Annotated in this window: 25 protein-coding genes and 1 tRNA gene; 13 read left to right on the top strand and 13 right to left on the bottom strand. The window is 37.6% G+C overall.

All coding sequences use genetic code 11. The annotated features are described in order from the left end of the window. Positions 1–133 precede the first annotated feature (133 nt). Positions 134–673, top strand: a complete 540-nt coding sequence (locus tag DRF67_RS14895) for a hypothetical protein (RefSeq protein WP_115929094.1) — start codon at positions 134–136, stop codon at positions 671–673. A gap of 59 nt (positions 674–732) precedes the next feature. Next, entirely contained in the window at positions 733–1,245 is a 513-nt protein-coding gene (locus tag DRF67_RS14890; protein ID WP_115929093.1) for a hypothetical protein, read from the top strand. Between the two features lie 62 nt (positions 1,246–1,307). Here DRF67_RS14890 and DRF67_RS14885 read toward each other — a convergent pair whose 3' ends face one another. The 4 genes from DRF67_RS14885 to DRF67_RS14870 all read right to left on the bottom strand — a co-directional run bounded on the left by DRF67_RS14885 (position 1,308) and on the right by DRF67_RS14870 (position 4,735). Next, the gene (locus DRF67_RS14885; RefSeq protein ID WP_115929092.1) at positions 1,308–2,966 is read right to left on the bottom strand and encodes a S8/S53 family peptidase; all 1,659 of its coding nucleotides are present in this window, start codon (positions 2,964–2,966) and stop codon (positions 1,308–1,310) included. Between the two features lie 253 nt (positions 2,967–3,219). Then, complete coding sequence (locus tag DRF67_RS14880; protein ID WP_115929091.1) at positions 3,220–3,810, bottom strand: hypothetical protein; 591 nt, start codon at positions 3,808–3,810, stop codon at positions 3,220–3,222. A 13-nt stretch (positions 3,811–3,823) separates the two neighbouring features. Beyond that, positions 3,824–4,273, bottom strand: coding sequence for a D-aminoacyl-tRNA deacylase (gene dtd, locus DRF67_RS14875; protein ID WP_115929090.1), 450 nt, complete (start codon positions 4,271–4,273; stop codon positions 3,824–3,826). 6 nt (positions 4,274–4,279) lie between these two features. After that, positions 4,280–4,735, bottom strand: a complete 456-nt coding sequence (locus DRF67_RS14870; protein WP_115929089.1) for a hypothetical protein — start codon at positions 4,733–4,735, stop codon at positions 4,280–4,282. A gap of 109 nt (positions 4,736–4,844) precedes the next feature. Between DRF67_RS14870 and greA the strand changes: the two genes are divergently transcribed. The 7 genes from greA to DRF67_RS14835 all read left to right on the top strand — a co-directional run bounded on the left by greA (position 4,845) and on the right by DRF67_RS14835 (position 10,776). Next, positions 4,845–5,315 carry a transcription elongation factor GreA gene (greA, locus tag DRF67_RS14865; protein WP_115929088.1) on the top strand — a complete coding sequence of 157 codons (471 nt, stop codon included), beginning with the start codon at positions 4,845–4,847 and terminating at the stop codon, positions 5,313–5,315. Positions 5,316–5,365: 50 nt separating this feature from the next. After that, positions 5,366–5,755, top strand: a complete 390-nt coding sequence (locus DRF67_RS14860) for an HIT family protein (RefSeq protein ID WP_115929087.1) — start codon at positions 5,366–5,368, stop codon at positions 5,753–5,755. Between the two features lie 73 nt (positions 5,756–5,828). Next, on the top strand, positions 5,829–7,016 hold the full coding sequence (clpX, locus tag DRF67_RS14855; RefSeq protein WP_115929086.1) for an ATP-dependent Clp protease ATP-binding subunit ClpX: 1,188 nt from the start codon (positions 5,829–5,831) through the stop codon (positions 7,014–7,016). A 74-nt stretch (positions 7,017–7,090) separates the two neighbouring features. Beyond that, positions 7,091–9,073: a T9SS type A sorting domain-containing protein gene (locus DRF67_RS14850; protein ID WP_123912760.1), complete on the top strand. Its 1,983-nt coding sequence runs from the start codon at positions 7,091–7,093 to the stop codon at positions 9,071–9,073. A 6-nt stretch (positions 9,074–9,079) separates the two neighbouring features. Further along, positions 9,080–9,304: a signal peptidase gene (locus tag DRF67_RS14845; protein ID WP_115929084.1), complete on the top strand. Its 225-nt coding sequence runs from the start codon at positions 9,080–9,082 to the stop codon at positions 9,302–9,304. A 61-nt stretch (positions 9,305–9,365) separates the two neighbouring features. Then, positions 9,366–10,658: a TlpA family protein disulfide reductase gene (locus DRF67_RS14840; protein ID WP_115929083.1), complete on the top strand. Its 1,293-nt coding sequence runs from the start codon at positions 9,366–9,368 to the stop codon at positions 10,656–10,658. 44 nt (positions 10,659–10,702) lie between these two features. Continuing rightward, a tRNA-Met gene (locus DRF67_RS14835) sits at positions 10,703–10,776 on the top strand. A 747-nt stretch (positions 10,777–11,523) separates the two neighbouring features. Here the strand turns inward: DRF67_RS14835 and DRF67_RS14830 are convergent. The 8 genes from DRF67_RS14830 to DRF67_RS14800 all read right to left on the bottom strand — a co-directional run bounded on the left by DRF67_RS14830 (position 11,524) and on the right by DRF67_RS14800 (position 21,960). Further along, the gene (locus DRF67_RS14830; protein WP_115929082.1) at positions 11,524–12,822 is read right to left on the bottom strand and encodes an HlyD family secretion protein; all 1,299 of its coding nucleotides are present in this window, start codon (positions 12,820–12,822) and stop codon (positions 11,524–11,526) included. Between the two features lie 278 nt (positions 12,823–13,100). Then, entirely contained in the window at positions 13,101–15,293 is a 2,193-nt protein-coding gene (locus DRF67_RS14825; protein ID WP_115929081.1) for a peptidase domain-containing ABC transporter, read from the bottom strand. Between the two features lie 82 nt (positions 15,294–15,375). Next, positions 15,376–15,540, bottom strand: a complete 165-nt coding sequence (locus tag DRF67_RS21585) for a bacteriocin-like protein (RefSeq protein WP_165851806.1) — start codon at positions 15,538–15,540, stop codon at positions 15,376–15,378. Positions 15,541–15,641: 101 nt separating this feature from the next. Further along, positions 15,642–17,153, bottom strand: coding sequence for a vitamin K epoxide reductase family protein (locus DRF67_RS14820; RefSeq protein WP_115929080.1), 1,512 nt, complete (start codon positions 17,151–17,153; stop codon positions 15,642–15,644). Between the two features lie 749 nt (positions 17,154–17,902). After that, entirely contained in the window at positions 17,903–18,895 is a 993-nt protein-coding gene (locus tag DRF67_RS14815) for a DUF3810 domain-containing protein (protein WP_228435817.1), read from the bottom strand. Positions 18,896–18,959: 64 nt separating this feature from the next. After that, complete coding sequence (locus DRF67_RS14810; protein ID WP_115929079.1) at positions 18,960–20,729, bottom strand: MFS transporter; 1,770 nt, start codon at positions 20,727–20,729, stop codon at positions 18,960–18,962. 40 nt (positions 20,730–20,769) lie between these two features. Then, positions 20,770–21,498: a lysophospholipid acyltransferase family protein gene (locus DRF67_RS14805; protein ID WP_115929078.1), complete on the bottom strand. Its 729-nt coding sequence runs from the start codon at positions 21,496–21,498 to the stop codon at positions 20,770–20,772. Positions 21,499–21,501: 3 nt separating this feature from the next. Next, positions 21,502–21,960, bottom strand: a complete 459-nt coding sequence (locus tag DRF67_RS14800; RefSeq protein WP_115929077.1) for a GtrA family protein — start codon at positions 21,958–21,960, stop codon at positions 21,502–21,504. 364 nt (positions 21,961–22,324) lie between these two features. Here DRF67_RS14800 and DRF67_RS14795 point away from each other — a divergent pair, with 364 nt between their 5' ends. From DRF67_RS14795 to DRF67_RS14785, 3 genes are all read left to right on the top strand, one after another. After that, a complete protein-coding gene (locus tag DRF67_RS14795; RefSeq protein ID WP_115929076.1) occupies positions 22,325–22,588 on the top strand; it encodes a hypothetical protein in 264 nt (87 codons plus the stop codon). Between the two features lie 84 nt (positions 22,589–22,672). Further along, complete coding sequence (locus DRF67_RS14790) at positions 22,673–23,524, top strand: BadF/BadG/BcrA/BcrD ATPase family protein (RefSeq protein WP_115929075.1); 852 nt, start codon at positions 22,673–22,675, stop codon at positions 23,522–23,524. Between the two features lie 16 nt (positions 23,525–23,540). Next, the gene (locus tag DRF67_RS14785) at positions 23,541–25,826 is read left to right on the top strand and encodes an NADP-dependent malic enzyme (RefSeq protein ID WP_115929074.1); all 2,286 of its coding nucleotides are present in this window, start codon (positions 23,541–23,543) and stop codon (positions 25,824–25,826) included. Between the two features lie 60 nt (positions 25,827–25,886). Here DRF67_RS14785 and DRF67_RS14780 read toward each other — a convergent pair whose 3' ends face one another. After that, a complete protein-coding gene (locus DRF67_RS14780) occupies positions 25,887–26,186 on the bottom strand; it encodes a transcriptional regulator (RefSeq protein ID WP_394337873.1) in 300 nt (99 codons plus the stop codon). Positions 26,187–26,395: 209 nt separating this feature from the next. On the opposite strand from DRF67_RS14780, the gene DRF67_RS14775 reads away from it, so the two are divergent. Beyond that, a complete protein-coding gene (locus DRF67_RS14775; RefSeq protein WP_115929072.1) occupies positions 26,396–26,584 on the top strand; it encodes a hypothetical protein in 189 nt (62 codons plus the stop codon). Positions 26,585–26,622 lie beyond the last annotated feature (38 nt).

The following is a 26,622-nucleotide window of genomic DNA, read 5'->3' as shown; positions in this document are numbered from 1 at the left end:
TATATTGTAAATGGACCGGAATCAATGAAGAAAAAGAATACCATGAAAATCAATCAGCATAAAGAATGGAACAATTTTAGCATTTAAATGAGCTCGACATAATAAATGTTGATCACTCTTAAATTTAAATGTTATGAAAAAAAGCCTGTTGTTAATTCCACTGATTATCATTTCATGTAAAAAAGATCCTGCTGTACCAGAGGTATCAGGCAAGGATTCAGCAATGGTGTCTGAAATGCCTGATTCTGCTGCTAAAGCTGATTCATTAGCATTGAGAAAAAAAGATTCTATTATTAACAATGCTCCTGCCACCAAAGAAGTTTTGCGTAAAGGCGTGATGAGAAGTGAAAAAGAAGGACAGATTGTAAGAACGGCAGATGCATCGCAGCTTCCGTTTACATTGGGCGAAGAGTTTACCAAAGATGGACAGGAATTGGTTCTGAAGCTGACGAATTATGAACAACCGACCATCAAGGCTAAGATATCAACAAAAGATAAGGATTTTAATATCCGCTTCAATCAGATAAAGCTGCCTAATGGGGATTATGATGGCCCTTTCAGTAGAGAAATTACTTATCAGATCCCTGAAAAAGGAGAAGTTTGGCTTATTATCGGAAAAAGCAATATGGCTTCTGGAAATACCAAAGGTAACTTTACCGTAAGTGTGGAGTAGAAGCAATCAATTTGGTACAATTTCTGCAAACTATATTCTGAAGTTTAAAATTTAAAAATATGAAAAATATAGTTCTAACAGCAATGGCCGCTTCAGCTGTACTTGTAAGTTGCGGAACCGTACAGTCGCTGGTTCAGAATAGCTTTCCATACACAACGAATGTATTAGTGTCTACGGGAGTACCTGCAGATAAAGAAGTTTCTTCTACCGCGACAGCGACGAACGTGCAGACATGGTTTGGAGGTAATAATAATGCAAAGATTAAAGATGTGAGGATTTCTGATGCGAAAGTTTCTGTAGCTTCACCATCAGGTGGCAATCTTAGCGCCTTTAAATCCGTAAAAATATATGTTTCATCAAATGGAACAAGGGAAAGACTGGTTGCATCACGTTCCAATATAACTACCAATTCTTCCAGCCTGAATCTGGATCTTAATGATACAGGATTTCTTGACGAAATTGTAAAAAGCTCAGGCCTTACCGTGAGAACGGTTTATGAACTGAAAAATCAGACAACATCTGATATGAACATTAAGGTAGCCCTAAATTTCAACAGTGTTCCTGCCAAATAATTTTTATAAAGTTTATTATTAAAAAACTCCTTTCAGATTGCTGAAAGGAGTTTTTGCTGATCTTATAATTTTGTGAATTTCTCAACCACTCTTCTTGCTCCCTCGTTGATATTAATAATATACTGACCTGCTGGGAGATCAGAAATATTAATCTTTTCATCCGGTAAAACCGAAGTTTTGATTACAGATCTTCCCTGCATATTGACCACTTCTATATCCAGTTTTTTATTTCCTTTATCATTGCTCTGTATTGCGATAGAGCTGTTGGAAGGATTCGGATAAATCTTCGCTTCCAGAGGAAGTTGTGCCTTCACAGGAGGAGCAAAACTGTTTTCCAGTTGTAAGATTGCATTCTTTACATTCGGCAGTGGGCCGATTTTTTTATTTGTATCTGTACCGCCCTGGGGGATTCCTGTAGAAACCAGCAGGTTTTTCATTGCGGCAGGACTTAGATACTGCCCCGTAGTCTGACGGTAAAACGACTGGAGTAAAACGGCAGCAGACGCTACTACAGGGGTAGCAGAACTGGTTCCGCTGAAATAATTGTAAGTTCTGTTGTTGTCGTTATCATACTTCTGATAAGAACCATATCCTGCAGCCAGCACACTGCTTCCCCAACCCTGTACATCCACTCTGTTTCCATATGTACTGAAGCTAAGTTTTGAATGGGTGGTATTGGGAGATCCGGCTCCTACAATGATTGCTCCGCTGTTTCCTCTCGCTCTGTAAGCGGCATAGAAAGGATCGTCCAGATCCTGATTCCCATTACCGGCTGCTGCGATGATGATAATTCCGGAATCAGTGGCTGCTTTTGTCAGGTCCCAGATCACACTGTCATATTCAGCAGGACAGTATTGGCCGTCTTTTCCTCCTGTCTGCATTTCGTATAATATAATATCTCCAGCCTGAGATGCATTGATGGATCTGCTTACTGCTGCAGCTCTATTGTAGCCCACGGTAGTCCATTCCATATATCCTTTTATATCAGATGCGTTGTAAACTGCACCTGTAAGACCGATATTATCTTTTACAGACCCCAGGATACTCACCACAGCAGTACCGTGATCCCGGTAGTTATTATTTGATAAGCCTGCATTGGGAGTGTACCCTGGCTCCAGCTGTATAGAATTTTGATTGGCCAGCATTTCATGGGTTTTGTAAAATCCGTATTCTACATCACGGATACGGATATTCTGTCCGGTGTAGCCTCTCGACCAAGCGTACTTTGCATTGATTCCCGGATTATCATTCAAATAGGTCTGTAGGCTTTCGAGATTCGGAGTAGTCACAAACCTATTCACCAACGGAGGCTCTATAGGTGTACTGCTGATGACAGACACATATTCTATTTCAGGAAATTTTTCAAGGCTCTGAACAGTTCTCTTTACCACATTTTCACTCTGTAGAGGCAGATGGGCTCTGTAAATACGTTTCAGCTTTTCTACGGAATCGCTGCTATGCCCGTTTTCTTTACTGCTTTGAGCCATTTCTTCGAGCTTTTTGTCAGTAAAGCCCAGGTCATTGGCAAATGAAATTCCATTTTCACGGACGAATTTCTCCAGATTAGGGTTTTTAGCGAATGCCGCTTTTTCAGAATTAATGCCTTTCGAAAAGCATACGTAGATCAGTGCTTTTTCATGGTCCTGTTCCGACCTGTTTTGTCCGAAGTAAAGACTGAAAAAGAACATAAAAAGTGCAAAAAAATTAAATTTTGTTTTCATGATATTTTTGTTAAATGGTTGTGGATCAGATTTGATTTACATCAAAAATAATAATAAAATGAAAACAAATCACAAATTTGTGAATTTATTTTAAATATTTTCTTAAAATCCTTTCTGTAGAACTATGTGCCAGTAAACTAATAACTTAAACTGAGGAGTGTTCTTTGTGATGGGTTAAGTCTGTCGCAACTGTAGGGCGTAAAAAATACCATACGAAAATCGAATGGTATTTGTAAAAATAAGGTTGGTGTTCTTAGTCGAACCTGCTTTCTTTGACTTTGTGGTAAAAAATATTCTTTTTATTCATGATCTGATATTCGATGCCAATGCTGTCTTTGGTTACCTTTATCAGTTTTGCCTGCTGGATCGGTTGTTTGGATTCATCTATAGGAAGTTCCACATTGCTTCGCAAGACATGGTCTGTGATATCAGAATAAGGGACTCTGCTGATCTGCTTCTCAAGAATACCTTCCTTTCTGTACACCGTGATCTGAGGATTGTACAAAACATTGGGTCGGCCTCTTTCAATTCTGTAGATTTTATCAAGACCAATTCGTTGATGACAGCCTATAGTGGAAAAATAATGGACAATTCCAAACAAGGGGATCATCATAGGCAAAATACTCAGTATGAGTCCCGACACCAAAAGCCAGAAATATACCTTAATCATTTTTTTTCTCCAAAACCAGATGATGATAAAGAAGGTCATCGCGAGCCAGATCCAATTGATAATCTTATCCGTATAATATCCGGAATAACTGTATTTTTCTAAACTTAAAATACCAACGGTGATGAAAATGAATGATACAATCAGGTAAGCAATAATTATATTTTTATTTCTCATCTGTTTTCCCGAATTAGCTTTTTGTAATAGAATCCATCACGATGGTGACAGGCCCGTCATTGATGAGGGAAACCTTCATGTCGGCTCCAAAAATTCCACTCTGGGTATTTAATCCTGATTTTGCGATTTCATCCTTGAAATAATCGAAGAGGGGAACAGCCTTATCGGGTTTTGCAGCCTTAATGAAAGACGGACGGTTTCCTTTTTTATAATCGGCGATCAGGGTAAACTGGCTGATGCAAAGAATCTCGCCAGAAACATCTTTTACCGAAAGATTAAGTTTGTCGTCTTCATCTCCAAAGATTCTAAGATTCAAAATCTTTTGTACCAGCCAGTCTGCATCTGCTTTTTCATCGTTTTCATCAATGCCTACCAGCAGCATGAGTCCTTTTCCTATTTCACCTGCGGTTTTTCCATCTACTTTTACACTCGCTTCAGAAACTCTTTGTATAACAATCTTCATAGGATTCTAGAAGTAAATATTTAAAATTTTAGTATTCTCATTATAGCTGTAAAGATATGTTTTTGGGGGCAGGGAAGTTTTAGCTCCGGCTTCCGGCTGTCCGGTGCTTAAGATCCACTTTGTGTTATCTTTCGGGCACAGGATTGCAATATTATCTTTTACCTCAAGGGTGGTATTACTGTCAGGGCAGATATGGGGAGCGTTGCGGTCATAGGCCTTGAATCCGCTGGCGGTCCTTACAACAATCAATCCTCTTGTTCCCGACTGTTGTTCATTGACGTAAATCCAGCCGTTCACATTGTTCAATGCATAGTAAGCAGGCAGGTTCAAGTTGAGGGTCACATTGATCGGGTTCGTGGGAAAACAGCTCACGGTATCTTCCCTGCTTCCACATGAGTTTACGATTAAATTACTGAAAATCAATAAAATAAAAATAGATAGGATTGAAAAAGTTTTTTTCATTTCAATTTAAATTTTTATATATTTGTAAAAATTAAACGATTACAACAAGAAAACATTGTCCGGCAAATGTCGGATTATTTTTTTATACTAAAACTAAATTTTGAAAATTATGGCAAGCTATGTTACAAAGGAGGGCCTGGAGAAAATGAAAGCTGAGCTGGAACAGTTGGAAACTGTAGAGAGACCAAAAATTACCCAGCAGATCGCAGAAGCAAGAGACAAAGGTGATTTGTCTGAAAATGCAGAATATGATGCAGCTAAAGAGGCTCAGGGAATGCTTGAAATGAGAATTTCCAAGCTGAAAGATGTTATTTCTACCTCTAAAATTATAGACGAAAGCCAATTAGATACTTCAAAGGTTTCTATCCTGACAACGGTGAAACTTAAAAATAATGCAACTAAGCAAGAGCAGGTATTTACATTGGTACCGGATAACGAAAGTGATCTTAAAACTGGAAAAATTTCAGTCAATACACCGATTGCTAAAGGACTGCTGGGAAAAGCTGTGGGTGAGACTGCAGAAATTACTTTGCCCAACGGGAATAAGCTTTCTTTCGAAGTATTAGATATTTCTTTATAGTCTGATATCCGCATTTTATTTCTAACTTCTAATCTCTAATTTTTTATACAATGAGCACAATATTCACAAAAATCATCAATGGTGAAATTCCCTCATATGTTATTGCGGAAGATGAAAATTTTATAGCATTTCTAGACGCAATGCCTTTGGTAAAGGGACATACTCTGGTGGTTCCGAAGAAAGAAGTAGATCTGATTTTTGATCTTGAAAGTGAAGAATACAAAAACCTATGGGGATTTGCCCAGCAGGTAGCCAAGAAGATCAAAACTGCAGTTCCATGTATAAGAGTGGGGGTGGCAGTGGTAGGACTCGAAGTTCCTCACGCCCATATCCATCTGATTCCTTTAAACAAGATGGAAGATATGAACTTCAGAAATGAAAGATTAAAATTAACGAACGAAGAATATACTGAGATTCAAAACTCAATTATTAATTCTTAAAATAAACAGAAAATCGTAAAAAAGAAATTTTTTACGATTTTCTTTAACATATACATATATATATTATACTCATATGAATTCAAACCAATGTTCTTTCTGCGGCAGAAAAAGAAATGAAGTACAGATGCTGATCTCCGGGCAGAATGGTTTTATTTGTGAAAATTGTATAGAGCAGGCACATGCTATCGTAAAAGATACTGCCTCCAAAACAGAATACGCTCCTGCGGATAGTATGGAAGAGCTTAAAAAACCAAAAGAGATCAAAGAATTTCTTGATCAGTATGTGATTGGGCAGGATCAGGCTAAAAAACAATTGTCGATTGCCGTATACAATCATTATAAAAGATTGCTGCACGCTCAGGATGAAAACCGTGAGGTAGAGCTTGAAAAGTCAAACATCATTATGATTGGAGAGACCGGAACCGGTAAAACTCTATTGGCGAAAACGATTGCCAGAGAACTTAATGTGCCGTTCTGTATTGTGGATGCCACAATCCTGACAGAAGCAGGATATGTAGGGGAAGACGTAGAAAGTATTCTTTCGAGGCTGCTGATGGTGGCAGATTATGATGTGGAGAAAGCTGAAAAAGGAATTGTCTTTATAGACGAGATTGATAAGATCGCCAGAAAATCAGATAATCCCAGTATTACAAGAGACGTTTCAGGTGAAGGAGTACAGCAGGGATTACTTAAGCTTTTGGAAGGAAGTATCGTAAACGTTCCGCCACAGGGAGGAAGAAAGCACCCTGACCAGAAATATATTCAGGTAAATACCCAAAATATTTTATTTATAGCCGGAGGAGCTTTTGACGGAATCAAGGAGATTATTGAACGCAGAATGAATAAACAGGCCATCGGGTTCAGTTCTGAGAAAATCAATAAGACGGATGAAGATGAATATGTATTAACAAATATTAATGCAATTGACCTTCGTTCTTTCGGATTAATTCCGGAACTTTTAGGAAGATTTCCGATCATTACTTATCTCGATAAGCTGACGAAAGAAACACTGGTAAGAATTATGAAAGAACCTAAAAATTCAATCGTTAACCAGTTTGTAGAACTTTTCAAAATGGATGGCACGAATTTGGTTATTACAGACGGGGCCATAGAAAAAATTGTAGAAGAGACCATTGAAAAAGGTTTAGGAGCAAGAGGGCTCAGAGGGACCACAGAAAAAGTTTTAGAGGACTACATGTTTTCAATCGGAGAGGAGCACGAGATCACATTATCAGAAGATAATATTTTGATTAATAGATAATTTATTTTTTTTTTTTGGAAAAAAATAATACCTTTGCGGGTGAAGATTGTATTAACACACAAATTATTTATACAATGAGAAAAAGTTTATTTGCTATAGGTCTTTTAGCAATCAGTTATTCTGTTCAGGCGCAGATATTATGTCATGTTGACACTGGTGCTAATATGTATGTGAGCGAAGGCACCCTTGTTTATAGTGGTGGCGGTGTACAGACAAGAGGTAATGGCCTTTTGGATGTACGTGGCAATGTGATGGTCGTAGGATCTGGTACAGATGCTTTTAGAACAATTGATGCCGGCGGTGGTAATAAGACCGATGGTGGAAATATTGTTTTAAGGCTAAATACGCCGGGTTCATATGCGACGTCTACATATGGCCAATTATATATTGATGGATTATCCCAATCCAACATTACCGGTATTGTAAGTAAAGAATACCTTACAAACAATCACGGTACGGGTAACTACTTCCAGCAGATTGCCCTTCCTTTCTTCGGTAAAGCGTTTAGCAGCCTGTCTACAGAGCTTGCTAAAACATTCGGTACCGTAAGAAATATCCAGAATCCAGGTTATGTGAACAATGATTTGATCTTAAAATGGAATAATACCCAGGCTAAATCTGATCATGTTACCAATTTAACAACAACAACTACTGACGGTTCAGGGTATTATATGCTAGGTTCAAGGAATAACAACCTGAACTTAAACGTACCACATGCCGGAGCTGTAAGTGTTCTAAACGGAAGACCATATGCTCCGTTTACTGCTCCTGTAAACCTTGTTAATGGCGGAAATGTATATTTCGGCCCAAATGGTAACGGAGGAAACAGTTATGGTGAGGCTTACAACTCTTACCTTCAGGATCAGTTTGATCTTCCAAACGGAGAGTGGACAGCTACCTATGGTAAGAATATTTACCAGTTCGGAAACCCATTCTTTACCAACCTGGATCTTTCCAAGATCGGGTATGTAGAAGGAGGAACAGTTACCGATGGTAATAATGTAGCCAACATTATGGGTATTGAATACACAGCAGGTTCTGTTGTTACTCAAGCTAATGGATACACATATACTACAGGTGCCCAGATCCAGACATTTAATGCTAATGGTACTCCGGTAGGAGATATTGGATTGATCATCAAGCCAATGCAGCCATTCATTATGAAGTTGAGAAACAATACACCTCAGACTTTGAACTTCAATACACTAAGAAGGTTTAAAGATGTGGTTAGAGCCAACGGTACATCTTACGATGTAAATGCTGCAAGAATGGCAAGCAATAGAGATAATAACGGAACTGTTAAACAGTTGGGAGTTATTGGTCTTGATGCTCAGGGTAATGAAATAGGAAGAGCTTACTATGTAGTTTCTCCTACGGCAACTACAGGGCACCAGGTTTCTATTGCGACAACCGTACAGGCTGCTGCAAGTCCTGGTAACCCGATCGGTACATTTGAAGAAGCTCTAGCAGGAGGGTATGATCCTAATTATAATGCAAAATACTGGCTGTATATCAATGAAGCTAATGAAGGAAACTTCTTAGGTAAAGATGTATTGTTGTGGAATTTTGATTATAGCAAACCAAACAAGAAGATTGTTTCTTATAAATTCGAAATCAGAGAAAATGCTGAAATGATTCCTACAGGAACACATCAGTTATCTACCGGAATCGGATTCTTTTATAAAGCATCTAACGGAACGGTACAGGAAGCAAAACAAGGAGATGTTATTTCTGTAAGTTCAAAATCATATAATCTATACTATGGTACTCCTGGCAGTGGTACATTGGCTAACAGAGAAACTGTAGCTAACAATATGTCAAGAACAACAGTTGTATATAATCCTGCGATTAGCAACTACATCGTTAGATTTGATCCGGATTGGAAAAAAGCAGATATTGAGGTTTATGATATGAGTGGTAAACTTGTTATCTCTAAGAAAGCAGTTGATGCATCAAGGGATTTTGTAATTGAACTGGATGGTTCAGTGAAGAGTTCTTATGTTGTAAAAGTTGTTTCTGATAAGGGAGTAATTGTTAACACCAAAATATTAAAATAAGACAGTATGAAAACTTTAAATAAACTCGTATTTGTATTTTTTCTTTTTGCCACATTATTGGCAAAGGCGGATATAGATGATATGCCTGTTCCGGGAGGTGGTGGTACCGGAGGACACGGAACCGGAGGTTCACCTTCTTCACCAATAGATATGTATGTATATTTACTTTCTGTTGTAGCGGTGGCATTCATCATATTCTACACAAAAAAGTATAAAAAAATAAAAGCATAAAATTTTATTAAAATAATAACAAACTCTCTGATAAATCGGAGAGTTTTTTTATTTTTACTCAATGAAAAAGATTTATACACTATCTGCAGTTTTGGCTGCAGTTGTTTTGCAGGCTCAGTTTACAGTTGCTATTCAAGCCCCTGCAGATTTTAAAGATCAGGATGCTATTCTCTATACATTAAGCGGTTCAAAAGATATTGTTGTTACTAAAGAGCAGAGTAAGAATAATACATGGACTTTTAAATATCCGAAAGCTTATATGGGAATGATGAAAGTGTATTTTCCAAGTTCAAACAATACAGTGAGCTTTATTTCTGAGAACAAAAATGTAAGTATAAAGCTGGATGTTCAGAATAATAAAGTAAAGGATGTTGCCTATCTGGATGAAGCCAATGAACTGATGAGCAAACAACAGGAGGGATCACAGAAAAAAGAGCTTATTCTTCCTGCGTTGAGCCAGATAAAAGAGTATTATAAAGACAATACAGATTTCGGACAAGCGCTTAAGACAGAAATTGCCAGACTGTCCGGAACGTCCACATCAATGGATGCTGCTAAACACCCGTTTATTTCTTTTTACAATACCAATTACAGCAAATTCTTATCTAATACATCCGATGCAACCAAAAAAGTGAATCAGGACGAAATTATCGACTTTCTGGACAAATCTAACGATCTGCTTGAAAGCTCATCCCTGCTAAGGCCTGTGTTGGTTGCTTACCTGAACTCCGGAGGTAATACCAATGTTGCGGGATCAGTAGATAAGATTCTGGACCGTTTAAAGGTTGAAACCCCAAGAGGGCAGACGGTGTTATCAGAACTGATTGATATTTTTGATGTCTATCAGATGGATGAGCTTAAGAATAAATATCTGACGCTTGCTAAAAATCTTAAATGTACGATCAATGACAGATTAGCCTCTACATTGAAATCCAATGCCAATGTTGAAATGGGGGCTACGTTCCCAAATACTAAATTTCAGTCTGCAACCAACACCACTGTAAAGTCACTTCACGATGTAAAAGCTGATAAAAAGGTGGTTGTATTCTGGTCTTCCACCTGCTCACATTGCGAGAGCGAACTGCCAAAGCTTTTAGAAAAGTACAACGATTTAAAAGCAAAGAATATTCAGATCGTCGGACTTTCTTTAGATGTTGACAAAGCGTCTTATACAAGCAGAATTGCTGCATTTCCATGGATCAATGATTCAGAATTGAGAGGATGGAACAGCAGCTATGTAGATGCCTACAATGTTCATGCAACTCCTACGTATTTTATTTTAGATGCTAACAATAAGATTATCAGTAAACCAGAGCATGTTGGCGATGTTTTGGAATATTTTAAAGCAAAATAATTTTGGTGGTAATAAAATATTTTCTATATTTGCACCACCGAAAAGGCGAGGTAGCTCAGTCGGTTAGAGCGCAGGATTCATAACCCTGAGGTCACGGGTTCAATTCCCGTCTTCGCTACAAAAAGCCGCAATCATTCATTGTAATGATTGCGGCTTTTAATTTGAATATACTTTGTTTCAATTCTTAGAAAAGCGGAGCCAAAGACAAAAGTTGGGAGATAAAAAAGGATCAGGCTCAAAGTTGGGAGAAGCCAAAAATAAATCTCCAAAACTGTTGTATCTCATCCAATAATAGCTGAAGTATAAAATTTAAATTCTCTTCAACATTTGTCACTGGTCCTAAAAATATTCATTCTCTTGAGTATCCAAGAAAATTCATAAAAAAACCGTTTTCACAATACATGAAAACGGCTGAGTTAGTTTTATTGATAAGAGGCTTTCAACCCACTAAGAACTATGAAAAATAGTTGTAAGTTTTCTTTACTCGACCTAGGAATCAGGAGCGTTAATAAACCTTTTAAGGTTCGCCGATTCAAATAAAAATAAAAAAACCGGAGGCAAAATTGATCTTGAATCCGTTAAAAAATTTCCACTGTCTGAGCATGGCCACCCTATTGAGTTGAAAACCAATGTAGAATCCATGCGAGTTTGGAAATTTTAGGAGGCAAGGTCAATTTTTAGCGGATGATTCCAGTCTTGAATTTTTGTATACTTTTGCTTCAAGGCAAAAGTATAAATAAAAAAATACTTAGTTTCTCCCCAAAACTTTTGTACTTGATCCTTGAGTATCCAGGAAAATTCATAAAAAAACCGTTTTCACAATACATGAAAACGGTTGAGTTAGTTTTATTGATAAGCGGCTTTATCAAGCCTGATATCCTAGTAGTTTTCTGATCTGATAGAAGAACCTTTCAATAAGTCTGAGATCCTGAGTTACAATTTCGGCATTACCCCTGAGTTCTTTATCAAATATAAGCGTTTGGTTATAGCTTGTTCTTAATCCGTTAGGCAGGATCACGTCTACATAATAGTTTCCTTTATCGTCCGGAATCAGCGATATATTCTGTACTTTTCCTTCAATGATCCCATATTCCTGGAATCGGTAGTTATCCAATTTGATCAATACCTTTTCTCCCGGGATGATTTTTCCGGAGTTCGTAGTAGGAACCGACATCCTTCCTACCAGTTTTTCTTTATTTTTTGGAAGAATAGATAAGATGGGGTCTCCAAGTTTTACAAACTGATTTTCGCCAAAAAACTGCTGAAAGCTGGCAACGCCGTCAGTGGATGATATCACCAGATAATTCTGTTCCCAGAGCTTAAGAGATTTACGCAGCTGCTCAAAAAGCTGTAATGTCTGTGAAGAATAGGTGATTTTATCTTTTTCTGTATTGATGGCAGTACCGCTTTTAGTCTTGTTTAGGTTAGAAATACCCTCTTCCATCTGTGACATGGAGATATTGATGTTTTCAAGGTTTTGCTGGGCCTGAAGGTATTTGATTTTTTCATTTTCAAGTTCCATTGCAGAAATAACTCCCTGGTTGAAAAGCTCCTGAGATCTTTGGAAGTTTTTCTTTGTGAGATCATATTTTACAGATTCCAAACTTTTTTGCTGCTTTAAAGTGGCAATTCTAACCCGGTATTCAGAGATACTTTGATTAGCCGCAAGATTTTCAGGGGCATAAGGCTGCAGCCTGGTGAAAAGCTCTTCATCCTGGAAAGCTTTTGCGAAATTATTATAATCTCCCTGTAATTCTCCAAGTTTAAATCTTGAGGTTTGAGAAATAGGAAAAGCATACAGCTGATTGGGAGCTATAGAGTCTACGAGCTTTTTCAGCTCAAGAACATCCTTGTAGTTGGCTGCGGATTGCATGACCATTAATACATCGTTTTTCTTTACTTCCTGATGGTCTTTGATGAATATCTTCTCAATCTTGGTATTGGCTCTTGCTTCCAGTTTTTCCGGTGGATTCTGCGAGGTCACAATAATGGGAGCCGGCACGAATTCCGGATATTTTACAATATAACTCATGACCAGGATAAGCAGGAGAATAATAAAAATAATGGTATTTCCCCAACGTATCATCCAGTGGGGCGGCTGGGTAAGAATATCCTGTACACTTTCTGAGCGGAGCTCAATATTATCTAAAATGTCTTCTTTCATAACTTAAATTCGAAAATTTTTCCTGTAAGAGGGGAATTGTTTTTACATTTGGTTTTTATTGTTCCAAGCTAAATAGGAGGTTCGGATCACCTTCTGCATGCAGGGTTTCATCTGATAGAATAACAATATAACCTTGCACCGGCATTTCACAGCATTTTTTATTTCTTCGTTTCATGGACGACAATTCCTTTCTTGTAATTTTGTCCAGGTTTTTCATGAACAGATTGGCTTTCTCTTACGCTGTAAGCTTTGCAGATTTTGCTGTTCTGGTGATTGCATTAGTTTCCTAATTCAAGTTGATTTCTTACCAGTCTGTAATATTCTCCCCTTAAATCTACCAGCTCTGCATGGCTGCCCTCTTCCACAACTTTTCCCTGGTCCAGTACAATGATTTTGTCGGCATGCTTCACCGTGGACAGTCTGTGGGCAATGACAATTGCTGTTTTACCTTTGAAGAACTGTTCAAGATTCTCCATAATCACCTTTTCATTATTGGCATCCAAAGCTGATGTTGCTTCATCAAACAAAATATATTCAGGAGATTTGTAGACCGCTCTGGCAATAAAAAGTCTTTGTTTCTGCCCTCCACTGACGCCAACGCCCTCGTTTCCTATCTTTGTATTATAGCTTAGTGGAAGACCTTCGATAAAATCTTTGATATTCGCGATCTCTACCGCTCTTCTCAGCTTCTGTTTATCTATATGATCTTCACCCACCGCAATATTATTGGCAATGGTATCATTAAAGACATATCCTTCCTGCATTACCACTCCACAGTGATCTCTCCAGAACCTTGGAGAAATATTTTTCAGACTGGTATTTCCCACTCTGATATCTCCTTTGTCAGGATCATAAAATTTCATCAACAGCTTTAGCAGAGTGGTTTTACCGCTTCCACTTGCTCCTACAATAGCAGTAGTTTGCTGGTAAGGGATGGTAAGGCTTAAGTTTTCAAAAACAGGAACATCAGACCCGATGTACCGGAATGACATATCGGTAATCTCAATGTCTTTTTTGGGAATATCGGTTGCATATTGCTCATTCTTATCTTCCTCATCTTCTTTATCATGAATTTCACCGAGCCTTTCCAGCGATATTTTGGCATCCTGGCTTTGCTTGATAAAATCAATAAGCTGCAAAAGTGGACTGTTGAGCTGGCCAATGATGTATTGTACCGAAAGCATCATCCCCAGTGTCAGATTTCCGCTTAATACCAGCTTTGCAGAAAGGAAACTTACCAGGATATCTTTTATCTGGTTGATGAAATTTCCACCCACAGACTGCCATTGTTCCAGGGAAAGTGATTTTATTCTGATCTTAAAAAGTTTAACCTGAAGAAACTCCCAGTCCCAGCGTTTCTGTTTTTCAGCATTGTGCATTTTAATTTCCTGCATCCCATTGATAAGCTCGATTACTTTACTCTGTTCCTGGGATACCTGCGAAAAACGTTTATAATCAAGTTCTTTTCTCTTTTTGAGGAAGAAGCTGATCCAGCCGATATACAATACCGCACCCACAAGATATACAATGAAGAGTCTGTAATCATAAAACAGTAAGACAATACTGAAGATGATCAGGTTGACCAATGAAAACAGCGTATTCAGGGAAGAGCTTGTAAGAAGCTGTTCAATCCTGTGATGATCATTAATCCTCTGCATGATATCTCCCGTCATTCTGGTATCGAAAAAGCTGATGGGAAGCCTCATCAGTTTGATAAAGAAATCGGATATGATGGAGATGTTGATTCGTGCCGAAAGGTGGAGGAGGATCCAGCTTCTGATGGTTTCAATTCCCATTCTACCCAGGAAGAGCATGATCTGGGCGAGTAAAACCAGGTAGATAAAATTAATATCCTGGTTCTGTATCCCTACGTCTACAATACTTTGGGTAAGAAACGGAAAAATAAGGGATAGTAAACTTCCTGCCAGAAGTCCTACAGCAAGCTGTATGACAAGCGATTTATACTTAAGGAGGTATTTGGACAGGAATGAAAAGCTGGCTTTACTTTCTTCGGAATCAAATTCTGTCTGAAAAAAGGAAGGGGTGGTTTCCAGGATAAGGGCGATCCCTTCTTCCGTATTTTCATTCGCATTTTCTCCGATCCAGAATTTGATGAATTCTTCTCTATTATACGTAATTAATCCGTAGCTGGGATCTGAAATATATACTTTGTTATTTTTATCAATTTTATAAACAACAACAAAATGATTTTTGTTCCAATGCACGATACATGGAAGTGGAACCTCTTCTACGAGAGTATTAAAGTCTATCTGAACTCCCAATGAACGGTAGCCCAGGTTTTCAGCAGCATCACTCAGCCCTAAAAGGCTGCTTCCTTCACGGGTGGTCTCAGAAAGAGCCCGGATTTGTTGTAAGGATATGTTTTTACCGTAATATTTACTTACAATCCTGAGGCAGGTAGGGCCACAGTCTTTAGTGTCTGGTTGCTTATAAAAAGGAAATTTTTTCAAAACTAATGCTCATTATAAAATGTCGTCATATTCTGACGACATTTTTACTTTATTCAATATTATAATTCTAATGAATGGATGGCTAGAAATAGCACCATTTGTTACATGCGTCTACAGCACCTTCCTGAGGTGGAGTTGTCTTCGGGTGACAATAACTTGCCGATGCCTGCGTCTGGGCACATTCCCATGTAATTCCCCCTTTAAGGCTGCTCAAGTTTTCTCTTGACAGTTTTTTTAGATTTTTCATAATAGATAGTTTTTGTTTTTTCCTACTCTTTTACAGCTTTTCGGACATCGCTTTTGTTTTTCCTAAGATAGTGAAAATTTCGGATTAATGACATTTATTTACTAAATCTCGTCATCCTCTATCAATTCGTCAACAAAGAACAAAATATCTTCACGGTCATACTTATCCGGGAACTGATATCCGTTGATAATAAGAATAGGGGTGAAATTCAGTCCCGCATTGCTGTTTTCTTTTGACATTTCTACCAGCGGAATCAGGTTTTCTGAAGTGGCAGTACCTCCCGATAGGGTATTGATTTTGCTTTCATCCCTGGTTTCGAACCATTCTTCTACTGCATGCAGGAATTCTTTTTCCGGTTTATTATAATAGATATGGGTAAGATCAGAGATCAGCTGATCGTACTTTTCATTGGATCTTTCTGGGCTGTAATTGAATCTCATTTGTACGGAAATGTCATTCGGATATTTTTCTAACAGACTTTCAGCCAATTTGTGGGCATCTTTACAGAAACCGCAATAGGGATTGGAAACAATGGAAAGACGGATCTTGGCCTCTTTATTTCCCACAGAAAATGTTTGGGTATCGTGAAATTCTATCTTTTCATTTTCCTGAAGCTGACTTTTGAAGAGTTCATAGTTTCTTTTAAATCTAAGATTTTTGGCATTGGATTTTTGAAGAGCCTCTTTTTGCTCCAGCAGGCTGTTGAAGTAGATCACTGCAGAAAAAATAAGAACCCATAAAATGACTGCCAGTAAAAAGATTCCGATTCCAAAAGATATGTTCAGAAAAAATAGACTGCTGATCAGCACCTGAGCCACAAGGATTGAAATAATTAAAAGACACACCCTACAAAATGTTTTTTCTACAAAAGCCTGGATGTAAAGAGAATATCCGATAGCGAGCACTGAAACAAGAGTAAAGCCTTTCACGAGATATGCTGTGGCAGGTAAAAATAATCCCAATACGGTAAGTCCTGTAAAATAAATCAGAGAGAAATCTGAGAATTTTAACCCCAGGATACTGGTTTTATCCTGTTTGATAATTTTATCACAAGAATTGGTGTTCTGACTGGCTGTGGCACCCCCACCACAAATACTTCCGATTACTGTAGAGGTATTTCCGAATTTTTGGTTAAAAATTTCCAGGGAAATATAAACTCCTGCCAGTGAAAGCACATTAAAAATTGCCTCAAAAATGGTTTGGCTGACAAAGGAATAAATAACAACAATTGCAAAAATCGCGTAAAGAATTGGTTTGAAATTAAAAGCCATTTTACTTTCTGCTTTTTCTGTCTTCTCAAACAGAAGTACAAAGTCAGTAGACTTTTTATATAGCTCTTCTTTATCTAATGTCTTAGCTTTTTCCGAGTAAACTGCATAACTGTTTCCTGATTTTTTTACCAACGAAAAAGAATTTTCAACGATTGCAATAAATTCTTCCGGAAGCTCATCCCAATATTCCTTATCCAGTTCATAAGCATCGTTTTTTATCCCCATAAAGTTTAGAGTATCACTGAAAGCCAGTGCAGAAGGGTAATTGGGATGAGAATTGAACTGGAAAATGAATTCCTGTTTATCAAGTTTTAAGTAGTTAATTAGTTTGTCGAAAATCATGTTAATATTTTTATCTAAAATACACAGATGTTTTAAATAAACAAAAATTTTTTTCTTTTATTGGTGAGATATAAACGGCTGTTGGTAGATTTGATTTGAATGTCAATATTTTATTTTTTCCAGAATGAATGTTTGTACATAATAACCTATTCTTATTTACTTATGGCTGTCCTGATAAGATGTGCTTTTATTGAGGTTAAAATGTCATGTTTATTGTCTGGTCAAATTGTTATTATTTTTAATCTGAAACACTGTATTTATAAATTAATATACATTTTATTTTTCAACAACTCCACTGTAAGGGGACCATGTGAAATCTGGAGGTCTGAAAATCAAAATTTTTCTGTCTGAATAGGGTCTATAAATGAACTGCTATAGTAGAATTATTTCAGTGGGTATTGATAATAACTCCACTATTTCAATCTTTTGAAAAGCGGTATAACTCGAATATTTTATTTTCACCCAAACCTTTGATTTTATGGGGTTTTCTTTGATTAAGTACAATTTACTTGGGATGAGATTGTTGATTCAAAGAATTGATTACTATTCATATTAGGGCGGGTCGAACTCAAAAAAACTTAAAAAATCATAAAGTTTTCATAAAGTTTCAAAAAAGAAAGGAAATGTTTTTGTATTTATAAAATATGTCGTACTTTTACATCGCCTTGAATGAGGGAACAAGTCAAGGTAATAAATTTTTTTTCATCATTTGTGTTTTTAGAATCGTATCGCCTGATACGATTCTTTTTTTATATCTGTTTTTCGTAGTTTAAGAGGAGATCAATGAAGTAGGAATAAGTGACCGAACCTTCCTGTTGATTGCTCTTTAGAAACAGATTATTGGTGAATCCAAAGAAGTCATCCAGCCACCCCTGGTGAATGTAGATGAAGTTTTTTTCATAAGCACGGTCTCTTTTCATCGCCGGAGAATAACCGTTAATGATGAATTTTACAAATTCCGGGTCTTCTTCAACAATAAAGCGTAAAAGGCTTTTTAACGTAAAATATTCAGTACTGTACTTCAGATCCAGGTTTCCGGAATGAATACCCGTTAAATACCCCACAAAATTGGCTTCCTGCTCTCTTGCAAATCCGAGCTGGTGAGAACTTTCGTGCGCCATGGTGAATGGGATGAACGTAGAAGGTAGTTCTTCATTATATTGTGCTTCAGCAGTAAACGGATTATAGTATCCTAAAATTCCTGTGAAACTCATTACGCTTTTGAACAGGCTAGGCTTGAGGGTAGAGACCTTTGTCACTTTTTTATCTGAAATAGATGCCGGGAGCCTGGTTTGCTGATCCAGGATTTCCTGTTGTACGGATTTAAGATCAGTGATGACAAATATACCGTTGCTGTTTTCACGCACGGAACCCCGTGTTATTTTACATTTTTCAAGGTAGATGAGAGCAAGCTTCCTGGCCTTTTCGATCTCCGGTTTCTCTTGGCTTGAAAGCTTTTTAATAATCGGCATCTGGAAATACATCATTCCCCAAAAGACCTGATAGGTAAAATAGAAAAGATTGATGACGATTAATATTTTTAGAACAGACCGGTTTCTCATCTTTTTCTTGAACAAAGTGATGAAAAAGTATAGGAGAAGAACTCCTAATATCATATACATAAGATCTCCCACAGAAAAAGAGATCCAACTGAACAACTTTTGATGAACGCTTTTTTGAAGTTCAAAGAATTTTTCAAAACATGAAACTACAAATGGAGATTTCGAAAAACAGTAAAACAAAAGAAATTGGGCAAGTAATACACCTGCCCAAAACCTCTTTTTCTTATATATATGTATTTTGTTTTTAATGAGCACCTTCGGATTCTAATACGTCAACATTAATTCCTTGTCTAAATAAAGATTTTTTAGCCAGATAAGCAAATAAAGTAATATATACAAAACACAGTACAGGAATAACATATGAACTGTGAATTCCGATAATATCAGACAGTTTACCTTGAAGTGGAGGGATGATCCCGCCTCCCAAAATCATCATAACTAGGAATGCAGAACCCTGCGCGGTATATTTTCCTAAGCCTGTAATTGCGAGCGTAAAGATGGAAGGCCACATGATACTGCACGCGAGTCCGCCTGAAAGAAATGCATAGATGGCAATATTCCCAGTTGTCAATAAACCTGTGATCATAGCAGCTGTTCCGAATAATCCAAAAATAATAAGAGTAACGGCAGGCTTGTTTTTACTGATCAGGAATAAGATCACCTGAATCACTACACACACAGCATAAAAATAAAGGTGTGACATATCCTTCTGAGCAATTGTGTTGATTCCGATAATCACAAAGAATGCGATAAAAGGAACAATAATGGTAGCGATGGTCTGCTGTTGTTTATTAAGGTTGAAAACTGCAATAGCACCCGTCCATCGTCCGATCATTAAACTTCCCCAATACATAGAAATATAAGGAGCCAGATCGGAAGACTGATGACCGCCAAACTCAGGCAAACTTAAAAGTTCCCCAAGATTACTTCCGATGGCAACTTCCACGCCGACATACGCAAGAATGGCAATCATCCCCAATACGAGCTGTGGATATTTCATAGCGCCCCAGCCTTCAGAATTTTTCTGTGCACTGGTATTGGCAAACACCAGACAGATGATCACAGCAAGCAAGGCTCCACCCAGATAGATCATTCTCTTTTTTTCAAGTGGATGTTTTACAGTATCAAGTTCTGTCTTTTTGTTTTCGATCTGTGTCTGGATCGTTGTGATTTTTGCGGCATCTGTTTCTTTTTCAATACTTTGATCCAATATCGTTATCTCGTTGCCAAGTGTTTCGATGGTTTTGGCTTCTTCAGAATTATAGCTGCTGAATACCGGGATAAAGAAAAGAATAACAAGTGCGGTCATGGCAATCAGCGTTTTTCTTGCTTTTCCAGCCTTTTCCATGGGTTCTGTAGAGATCCCGTCAGGAAGTTTTTTAGAAAAATGAAAGATTCCCGCAGCAATTAAGAATAATGCTCCTACTGCAGTGTACAACAGGATTACCTTATCGAGAGCTAGGTGTTTGATTTGATCGTCATCTACGGTAGCCGTCGTTCCGAATAAAGCCAGGCCTACAATAATAGGGCCTATAGAAGTTCCGAAAGAGTTGATCCCCCCGGCGAGGTTCTGTCTGCTGGCCCCGGTTTTTGGATCTCCTAAGAGAACAGCAAAGGGATTGGCCGCAGTCTGCTGAATCGAAAAGCCTAATGCTACTACAAAAAGTCCTATGAGCATTCCATAATATACATTGCTTTTTACGGCAACAATCATAATGGCTGCACCAATGGCAGAGAGGAGGAGTCCATAAACAATACTTTTCTTATATCCCCATTTGCCAATAATGTCAAATCCTTTTATAGTACTGAATATAAAGAGCAGTAAGGCGCCCAGAAAATAAGCAGTATAAAAAGCAAAATCTATTAACTGGGACTGAAACTGGTCTAGAGAAAAATAGTTTTTACAGAATGGGATGAAAATACTATTGCCGGCAGCAATAAACCCCCAGAAAAAAAATACAAGTACAAGTGTGTACAATGCCGGGTAATTAGTCGGCTGGTTGGTTTTTGACATATTTTATTGAAAATTTCGCAAACAAATATAGCTAATTCTTTTAAATAGAATGCTCTATAAGCGTTTTTTTAATAACATGGTAAGCTTCTGTTTTTAAGTCTTTTGGGGAATCTGTAGGTTCAATAACTCCATTAAAATAGACTTTTACCCTTCCAGGATGCCCTTTTGAATTTTCGAAAGGGAACATTTCCTTGAGTCCGATGAAGGTATAAACAGCAATAGGAGAATGGTGTTTTGAAGATAACATAAACGCTCCGTCCTTGAATTCGTCCAGGATAATAGAAGTATCATCGGGGACACCGCCTTCAGGAAAGATAGCGATGCTGTTGCCTTCTTCCATTTTTTCAGCACATCTCCGGTACACATCGGCACGGCTTCTGGCACTGGCACGGTCTACCATCACACAGATTCTTTTATAAATGGTCCCGAAAATAGGAATCTTCACAAGTTCTTTCTTGCCTACAAAACAGATGGGATGGTGAGGAAGTAGGATACAAGTAAGCATTATATCCATAATGGAAGTATGGTTCGATATAAAAACATAAGGCTTGCTTCTGTCCATCTTTTGATCCGAAAGCCGGATCAGGTCATACCTGAAGCCCATACCGTAAAACATTCCGAAACACCAGAGACGAATGAATGTATAGGCGTATTTATAATGCTTTTTGCTAAAAGATAAGATGTAAACAGGGATCCCAAAGATAATTGTTAAAACAAATGCTAACAACAAAAGCCAGAATCTCCAGAGATAATTTAAGATTTTTACCACAGTTTAACCGTTAAAAATTACTTTCTTTTTTACTGAATAATTAAGAATGGAAACCAAAAGAATCGCCGCAATTTTGCTGATCATTTCCGGACTCAAGGTATAAAAAAATAAATTGATATTATCTTTGAAGATAAAACTGTAAAACACCTGGAAGAAACCTAGGCTTAATAAGGTTGAGAAAAAGGATACAGCCATAAAATAGGCAAACTCTTTTTTCTTGGAATGTTTTCCCCGCTCAAAAACAAACCAGATGCTCAGAAAATAATTGGTAATGATTCCGCAGCTGGTGGAAAAGATATTGCTTAAAGGATAATGGACACCATAAAAATTGGTCTCCCGGGCATAGAAATGGGGAAGGTAGGTGCTGAACAGCTTAAAGCTTCCAATTTCCACAATAGCGCTCAATCCCCCTGCTATAATAAAGAACAGGACCTGTTTCTGGCGTATGAGTATTTCTTTCATTTAATAATTATAAAACCTGAAATATATTCGCATATTGTAACGGGTGTTAGAAATATCTGATGAGTAAAATAACATCTCACTGATCATTTTGTGATTATTAATAGCGCTTACCGCTTATTATGAATCCGGGCACTTTACAATATGAATATGCAAATTTATAACTATATGTTAAACACTGAAAAAAGTTGTTAAAATATTTTTTTAAATAAAAATTATTTCTAATTTTAATCAACAGAATGATGTAACAGTGACCTGATAATAAATTCATTTTCAACTCCTTGTGTTGATGGTTTTTCTATCTTGTAATGCCCGCTTAAAGGCAAGGACTTCCAATACTTTATGACCAATTGTTAATAATATTTGTATGAAACGTCAAAACAAATACAGAAAATTCCAGCTTCAACAAAAAAATATTGAGGCTCTTGAGAAAGAAAATTCCCGCTTCAAACGAGTGTATTCTGAATATGAAAATATGTCTAATGAATTATGGAATCTGGAAAATTCCAACGATGAACCTGTTCCTGATGATTTTATCAATGCTATGGTTCTCCAGGCGTCTTATCTTGAAGATGAAATTGAAGACTGGCTCCTGCAGTTCAACGAAAAAAAAACGGACATCCGGCATTAATGATTTTAGACAGCTTCCGGGTTGTTTTAAACGCTAATTAAAGATAAATTCATAATTTAGCATCCTTAAATTAAAATCTAAAATATGGTTGCTATTGTAGATAGTGGTTCTACTAAATCGGATTGGGTAATATTGGATGACTTCAAGAAAGTTTTTCTGAAAACAGAAACCATCGGTTTCAATCCGAACTTCATCAATAAAGAACTTATCGCTCCTGAAATACAGAAGAATAGCAATCTTATGCTGGTTAAAAATTCAATCACTAAAGTCTTCTTTTATGGTTCAGGATGCGGAGTGAAAAAAAACTGCGAAATCATAGAAGATGAATTGAAGAAAATATTCGGGAAAGCAGAAATTACGGTAAAAGAAGATCTGATGGCTGCAGCCTATGCAGCGTATAGCGGAAAACCTGCGATCGTGTGCATTTTAGGGACAGGGTCAAACTCATGTTTTTTTGATGGTGAAAACCTGAAGATAGAATTGCCTTCGCTTGGTTTCCTGATTGGAGATGAGGGAAGCGGCAGTGCTATTGGAAAACAGCTGGTACGCAGGTATTTCATGAAAAAACTTCCTTCAGACCTTCATACAGAATTTGAATCGGCTTATCAGCTTACTATAGAAGATGCATTGAAAAATATGTATCATTCGCCAAGGCCTAATGCTTATCTGGCAAACTTTACCAAATTTGTGATCGAAAGAAAAGATCACCCTTATCTGAGAGATATGGTTTTTGAAGAAATGAAAAGTTTCTTTGAATATCAGGTTCTCCCTTATCACGAAGCAAAAGAAGCTGAGATTAATTTCATTGGCTCTATTGCTTATTATTATGAAAATATACTACGTTCTGTTGCTGCAGAATTTAATTTAAATGTGGGACATGTTGTTCAGAAACCAATTGAAAGCTTAGTAGATTACCACATTCATTACATACTTTAACAAAAAACAAAATTTTATGTCAAGTAACAACAATCGCGACGGAAAGAGTTTTAACCAGGCCGCGTTAGATTATCATAAAGCAGAACCCAAAGGAAAAATAGAAGTTATTCCATCCAAGCCACACTCTTCACAGAGAGACCTTTCGCTGGCTTATTCACCAGGAGTTGCGGTTCCTTGTATGGAAATCCATGATAAACCGGAAACGGTGTATGATTATACAGGAAAAGGAAATCTTGTCGCTGTAATTTCTAACGGTACTGCCGTGCTTGGTCTTGGAGATATAGGAGCAGAAGCTTCGAAACCTGTGATGGAAGGAAAAGGACTTCTTTTCAAAATCTTTGCCGATATCAATGTTTTTGATATTGAGATCGATGAGAAAGATCCTGATAAATTTATTGAAATCGTAAAAGGAATTGCTCCTACTTTCGGAGGAATCAACCTGGAAGATATTAAAGCTCCTGAAGCTTTTTATATAGAACAAAAATTGAAAGAGGAATTGAATATTCCTTTGATGCATGATGACCAGCATGGAACTGCTATTATTTCAGCTGCCGCATTAATTAACTCTCTGCAGATCGCCAATAAAAATATTGACGAAGTGAAGATGGTTGTGAACGGAGCAGGTGCTGCTGCCATTGCATGTACAAAGCTTTACATTTCACTGGGACTGAAAAAGGAAAATGTCCTGATGTGTGACAGTAAAGGAGTGATCAATCATAAAAGAGAAAACCTTACCCCTGAAAAATTAGACTTTATTGCACAGACGGATATCGAAACATTAGAAGATGCCGTAAAAGGTTCTGATGTGTTTGTTGGATTATCAAAAGGAAATGTTATGACTCCGGAAATGCTGTTAAGCATGAATGAGAATCCTATTGTCTTTGCATTGGCGAATCCTGATCCGGAAATTGCTTATGACCTGGCACTTGACACCCGTAAAGATGTGATCATGGCCACAGGGAGAAGTGACTATCCTAACCAGGTAAACAACGTATTGGGCTTCCCATATATATTCCGTGGTGCATTGGATGTACAGGCTACAGGAATCAACGAAGAAATGAAACTGGCAGCCGTGCACGCAATTGCTGATCTGGCAAAAGAACCTGTTCCTGAAGCGGTAATTCTGGCTTATAACGTTCAGAACCTACAGTTTGGAAGAGAATATTTCATTCCAAAACCATTTGACAACAGGCTGATTACAAAAGTGTCAAGTGCCGTAGCAAAAGCAGCTATTGAAAGTGGGGTAGCCCGAAAAACAATTGCTGACTTTGACGAATATGAGCACCAGCTTTTAGACAGAATGGGCAGAGACGAGAGATTGGTAAGAATGATGCAAAGCCGTGCGAAGTCTAATCCGAAAAGAATCACTCTTGGAAATGCTGAAGAATACAATGTATTGAAAGCAGCACAGATTCTTTTTGAAGAAGGAATTGCTTACCCAAGTCTTCTGGGAGATAAAAAATACATCAAGGAGCAAATGGAGCGTTTCGGGATCAGCCTGGATATTCCGATCATTGATCCAAGTGATGACGACCAGAAAGAAAACAGAAAAAAATACAGAGAAACACTTTGGAAACTTCGCCAGAGAAAAGGCATGAACGAATATAAGGCTAAAAGATACGTTCGCCAGAGAGACTATTTCGGACCTTTGATGCTTAGACATGGGGATACGGATGGGCTTATTGTAGGTTTCTCCAAAAACTATACATCCGTATTGCGTCCTGTATTGGAAGTTATTGAGAAAGACAAGGGAGTTGATAAAATAGCTGCCATGATGATGATCTTGTCTGAAAAGAAACCTATTTTCTTCGCAGATACTTCTATCAATCAGAATCCTACGGCAGAAGATCTGGTCAATATTGCGAAGATGGCAGAAATTACGGTGAAATCTTTTGCCATTGAGCCGAGAATCGCTATGCTTGGATTCGAAAACTTTGCTGCCATTTCCGATACTTCTAAAAAAGTTGCGAAAGCAGTAAGTATTCTTCATGAGAAATATCCTAAAATGATTGTTGATGGGGAGATCCAGCCTGATTTCGCTATGAATGCAGATCACCTGAGTGATTATCCTTTCTCAAAGCTGGGGACTACTCCTGCCAATACATTCATTTTCCCGAACCTGGAAAGTGCGAATTTATCATACAAAATTCTGAGAGGAATGAAGGTGGCTCAGGTTATCGGCCCGATCTTAATGGGATTAAAGCAGCCGGTACATGTATTACAGATGCGTTCCAGCGTAGATGAGATTGTAAATCTTGCTACTATTGCAGTGCTTGATGCGCAGAGAAGAGACAAAAAATAAAAAGTCCTGATATACTTAAAAAGCATCTTAGAAATAAGATGCTTTTTTTATGGGGTGCCGTCAGTTTGTTTCTGAATTTTTTAATTTGTTATTCTCTTCCAAAAGTTCCTTGTTTTCTTTTTCCAGTTTCTCAATGTATTTTTTCTGAGTTTCCAGAATAAAGTTCGGAATATGAGAATAAGTGATGCTGTTCCCTGATGAGTGTTCCTGATAAGAAGATTTTGTCTTGGTATTCTTAATACTTTCCAGGGATACTTCCAGCGCTTTGGCTAGTTTCTCCCACTCATCATCGTAGATTTTGACTTCCCCACGTTCTTTTCGGGAATAGTTTGATGCATCTGTACCCAAAATCTTTCCCATTTGCACTTGTGATAAACCCCTTTGCCTTCTAAGGGTTTTTAATTTTTCATGAGCCTTCATTCTTAATGTTTTATACAAAAGTGCAGATTTTATGAATTATTTGCAAGGGATTTACAAGAAAAATGCATATTATTTCTATATCGCGTGATATTTTTGTCTGTATATTAGACTTGTCAATAGTGACAGAAATTAAACTAAAAATTTAACCCATGAAAAAATTGGAAAACCTTAAGGGGAAGAAATTAGGTAACATGAAAAATGTTATGGCAGGAAAATTAGCAATCGATAACTCTCTGGCTGGTCCATGTGGTGGAACAGGAACTGCAAGTGATCCGCATGTATTGGAAACACTTACCATTATCAAAGGTGGTGGTGGTTCTAACGACGGATGTGATTAGTCAACTGCTTAACAGAAAAAAAATCAAGACTCTTTATA

This window comes from Chryseobacterium pennipullorum, from assembly GCF_003384725.1.
Taxonomy (GTDB): Bacteria; Bacteroidota; Bacteroidia; order Flavobacteriales; family Weeksellaceae; genus Chryseobacterium; species Chryseobacterium pennipullorum.
Note: the sequence above shows the minus strand (reverse complement) of the source record. Positions and strands in the feature narration are given on the sequence as shown.

Excerpts from the sequence above, each read along its gene's own strand:
- DRF67_RS21585 (WP_165851806.1), bottom strand. The coding sequence starts at position 15,540 with ATGAAAAATCTAAAAAAACTGTCAAGAGAAAACTTGAGCAGCCTTAAA.
- dtd (WP_115929090.1), bottom strand. The coding sequence starts at position 4,273 with ATGAAGATTGTTATACAAAGAGTTTCTGAAGCGAGTGTAAAAGTAGAT.
- DRF67_RS14895 (WP_115929094.1), top strand. The coding sequence starts at position 134 with ATGAAAAAAAGCCTGTTGTTAATTCCACTGATTATCATTTCATGTAAA.
- DRF67_RS14785 (WP_115929074.1), top strand. The coding sequence starts at position 23,541 with ATGTCAAGTAACAACAATCGCGACGGAAAGAGTTTTAACCAGGCCGCG.
- DRF67_RS14820 (WP_115929080.1), bottom strand. The coding sequence starts at position 17,153 with ATGATTTTCGACAAACTAATTAACTACTTAAAACTTGATAAACAGGAA.
- DRF67_RS14885 (WP_115929092.1), bottom strand. The coding sequence starts at position 2,966 with ATGAAAACAAAATTTAATTTTTTTGCACTTTTTATGTTCTTTTTCAGT.
- DRF67_RS14860 (WP_115929087.1), top strand. The coding sequence starts at position 5,366 with ATGAGCACAATATTCACAAAAATCATCAATGGTGAAATTCCCTCATAT.
- DRF67_RS14800 (WP_115929077.1), bottom strand. The coding sequence starts at position 21,960 with ATGAAAGAAATACTCATACGCCAGAAACAGGTCCTGTTCTTTATTATA.
- DRF67_RS14830 (WP_115929082.1), bottom strand. The coding sequence starts at position 12,822 with ATGAAAGAAGACATTTTAGATAATATTGAGCTCCGCTCAGAAAGTGTA.
- DRF67_RS14775 (WP_115929072.1), top strand. The coding sequence starts at position 26,396 with ATGAAAAAATTGGAAAACCTTAAGGGGAAGAAATTAGGTAACATGAAA.
- DRF67_RS14845 (WP_115929084.1), top strand. The coding sequence starts at position 9,080 with ATGAAAACTTTAAATAAACTCGTATTTGTATTTTTTCTTTTTGCCACA.
- greA (WP_115929088.1), top strand. The coding sequence starts at position 4,845 with ATGGCAAGCTATGTTACAAAGGAGGGCCTGGAGAAAATGAAAGCTGAG.
- DRF67_RS14795 (WP_115929076.1), top strand. The coding sequence starts at position 22,325 with ATGAAACGTCAAAACAAATACAGAAAATTCCAGCTTCAACAAAAAAAT.
- clpX (WP_115929086.1), top strand. The coding sequence starts at position 5,829 with ATGAATTCAAACCAATGTTCTTTCTGCGGCAGAAAAAGAAATGAAGTA.
- DRF67_RS14810 (WP_115929079.1), bottom strand. The coding sequence starts at position 20,729 with ATGTCAAAAACCAACCAGCCGACTAATTACCCGGCATTGTACACACTT.
- DRF67_RS14780 (WP_394337873.1), bottom strand. The coding sequence starts at position 26,186 with ATGGGAAAGATTTTGGGTACAGATGCATCAAACTATTCCCGAAAAGAA.
- DRF67_RS14790 (WP_115929075.1), top strand. The coding sequence starts at position 22,673 with ATGGTTGCTATTGTAGATAGTGGTTCTACTAAATCGGATTGGGTAATA.
- DRF67_RS14870 (WP_115929089.1), bottom strand. The coding sequence starts at position 4,735 with ATGAAAAAAACTTTTTCAATCCTATCTATTTTTATTTTATTGATTTTC.
- DRF67_RS14880 (WP_115929091.1), bottom strand. The coding sequence starts at position 3,810 with ATGAGAAATAAAAATATAATTATTGCTTACCTGATTGTATCATTCATT.
- DRF67_RS14850 (WP_123912760.1), top strand. The coding sequence starts at position 7,091 with ATGAGAAAAAGTTTATTTGCTATAGGTCTTTTAGCAATCAGTTATTCT.
- DRF67_RS14840 (WP_115929083.1), top strand. The coding sequence starts at position 9,366 with ATGAAAAAGATTTATACACTATCTGCAGTTTTGGCTGCAGTTGTTTTG.
- DRF67_RS14890 (WP_115929093.1), top strand. The coding sequence starts at position 733 with ATGAAAAATATAGTTCTAACAGCAATGGCCGCTTCAGCTGTACTTGTA.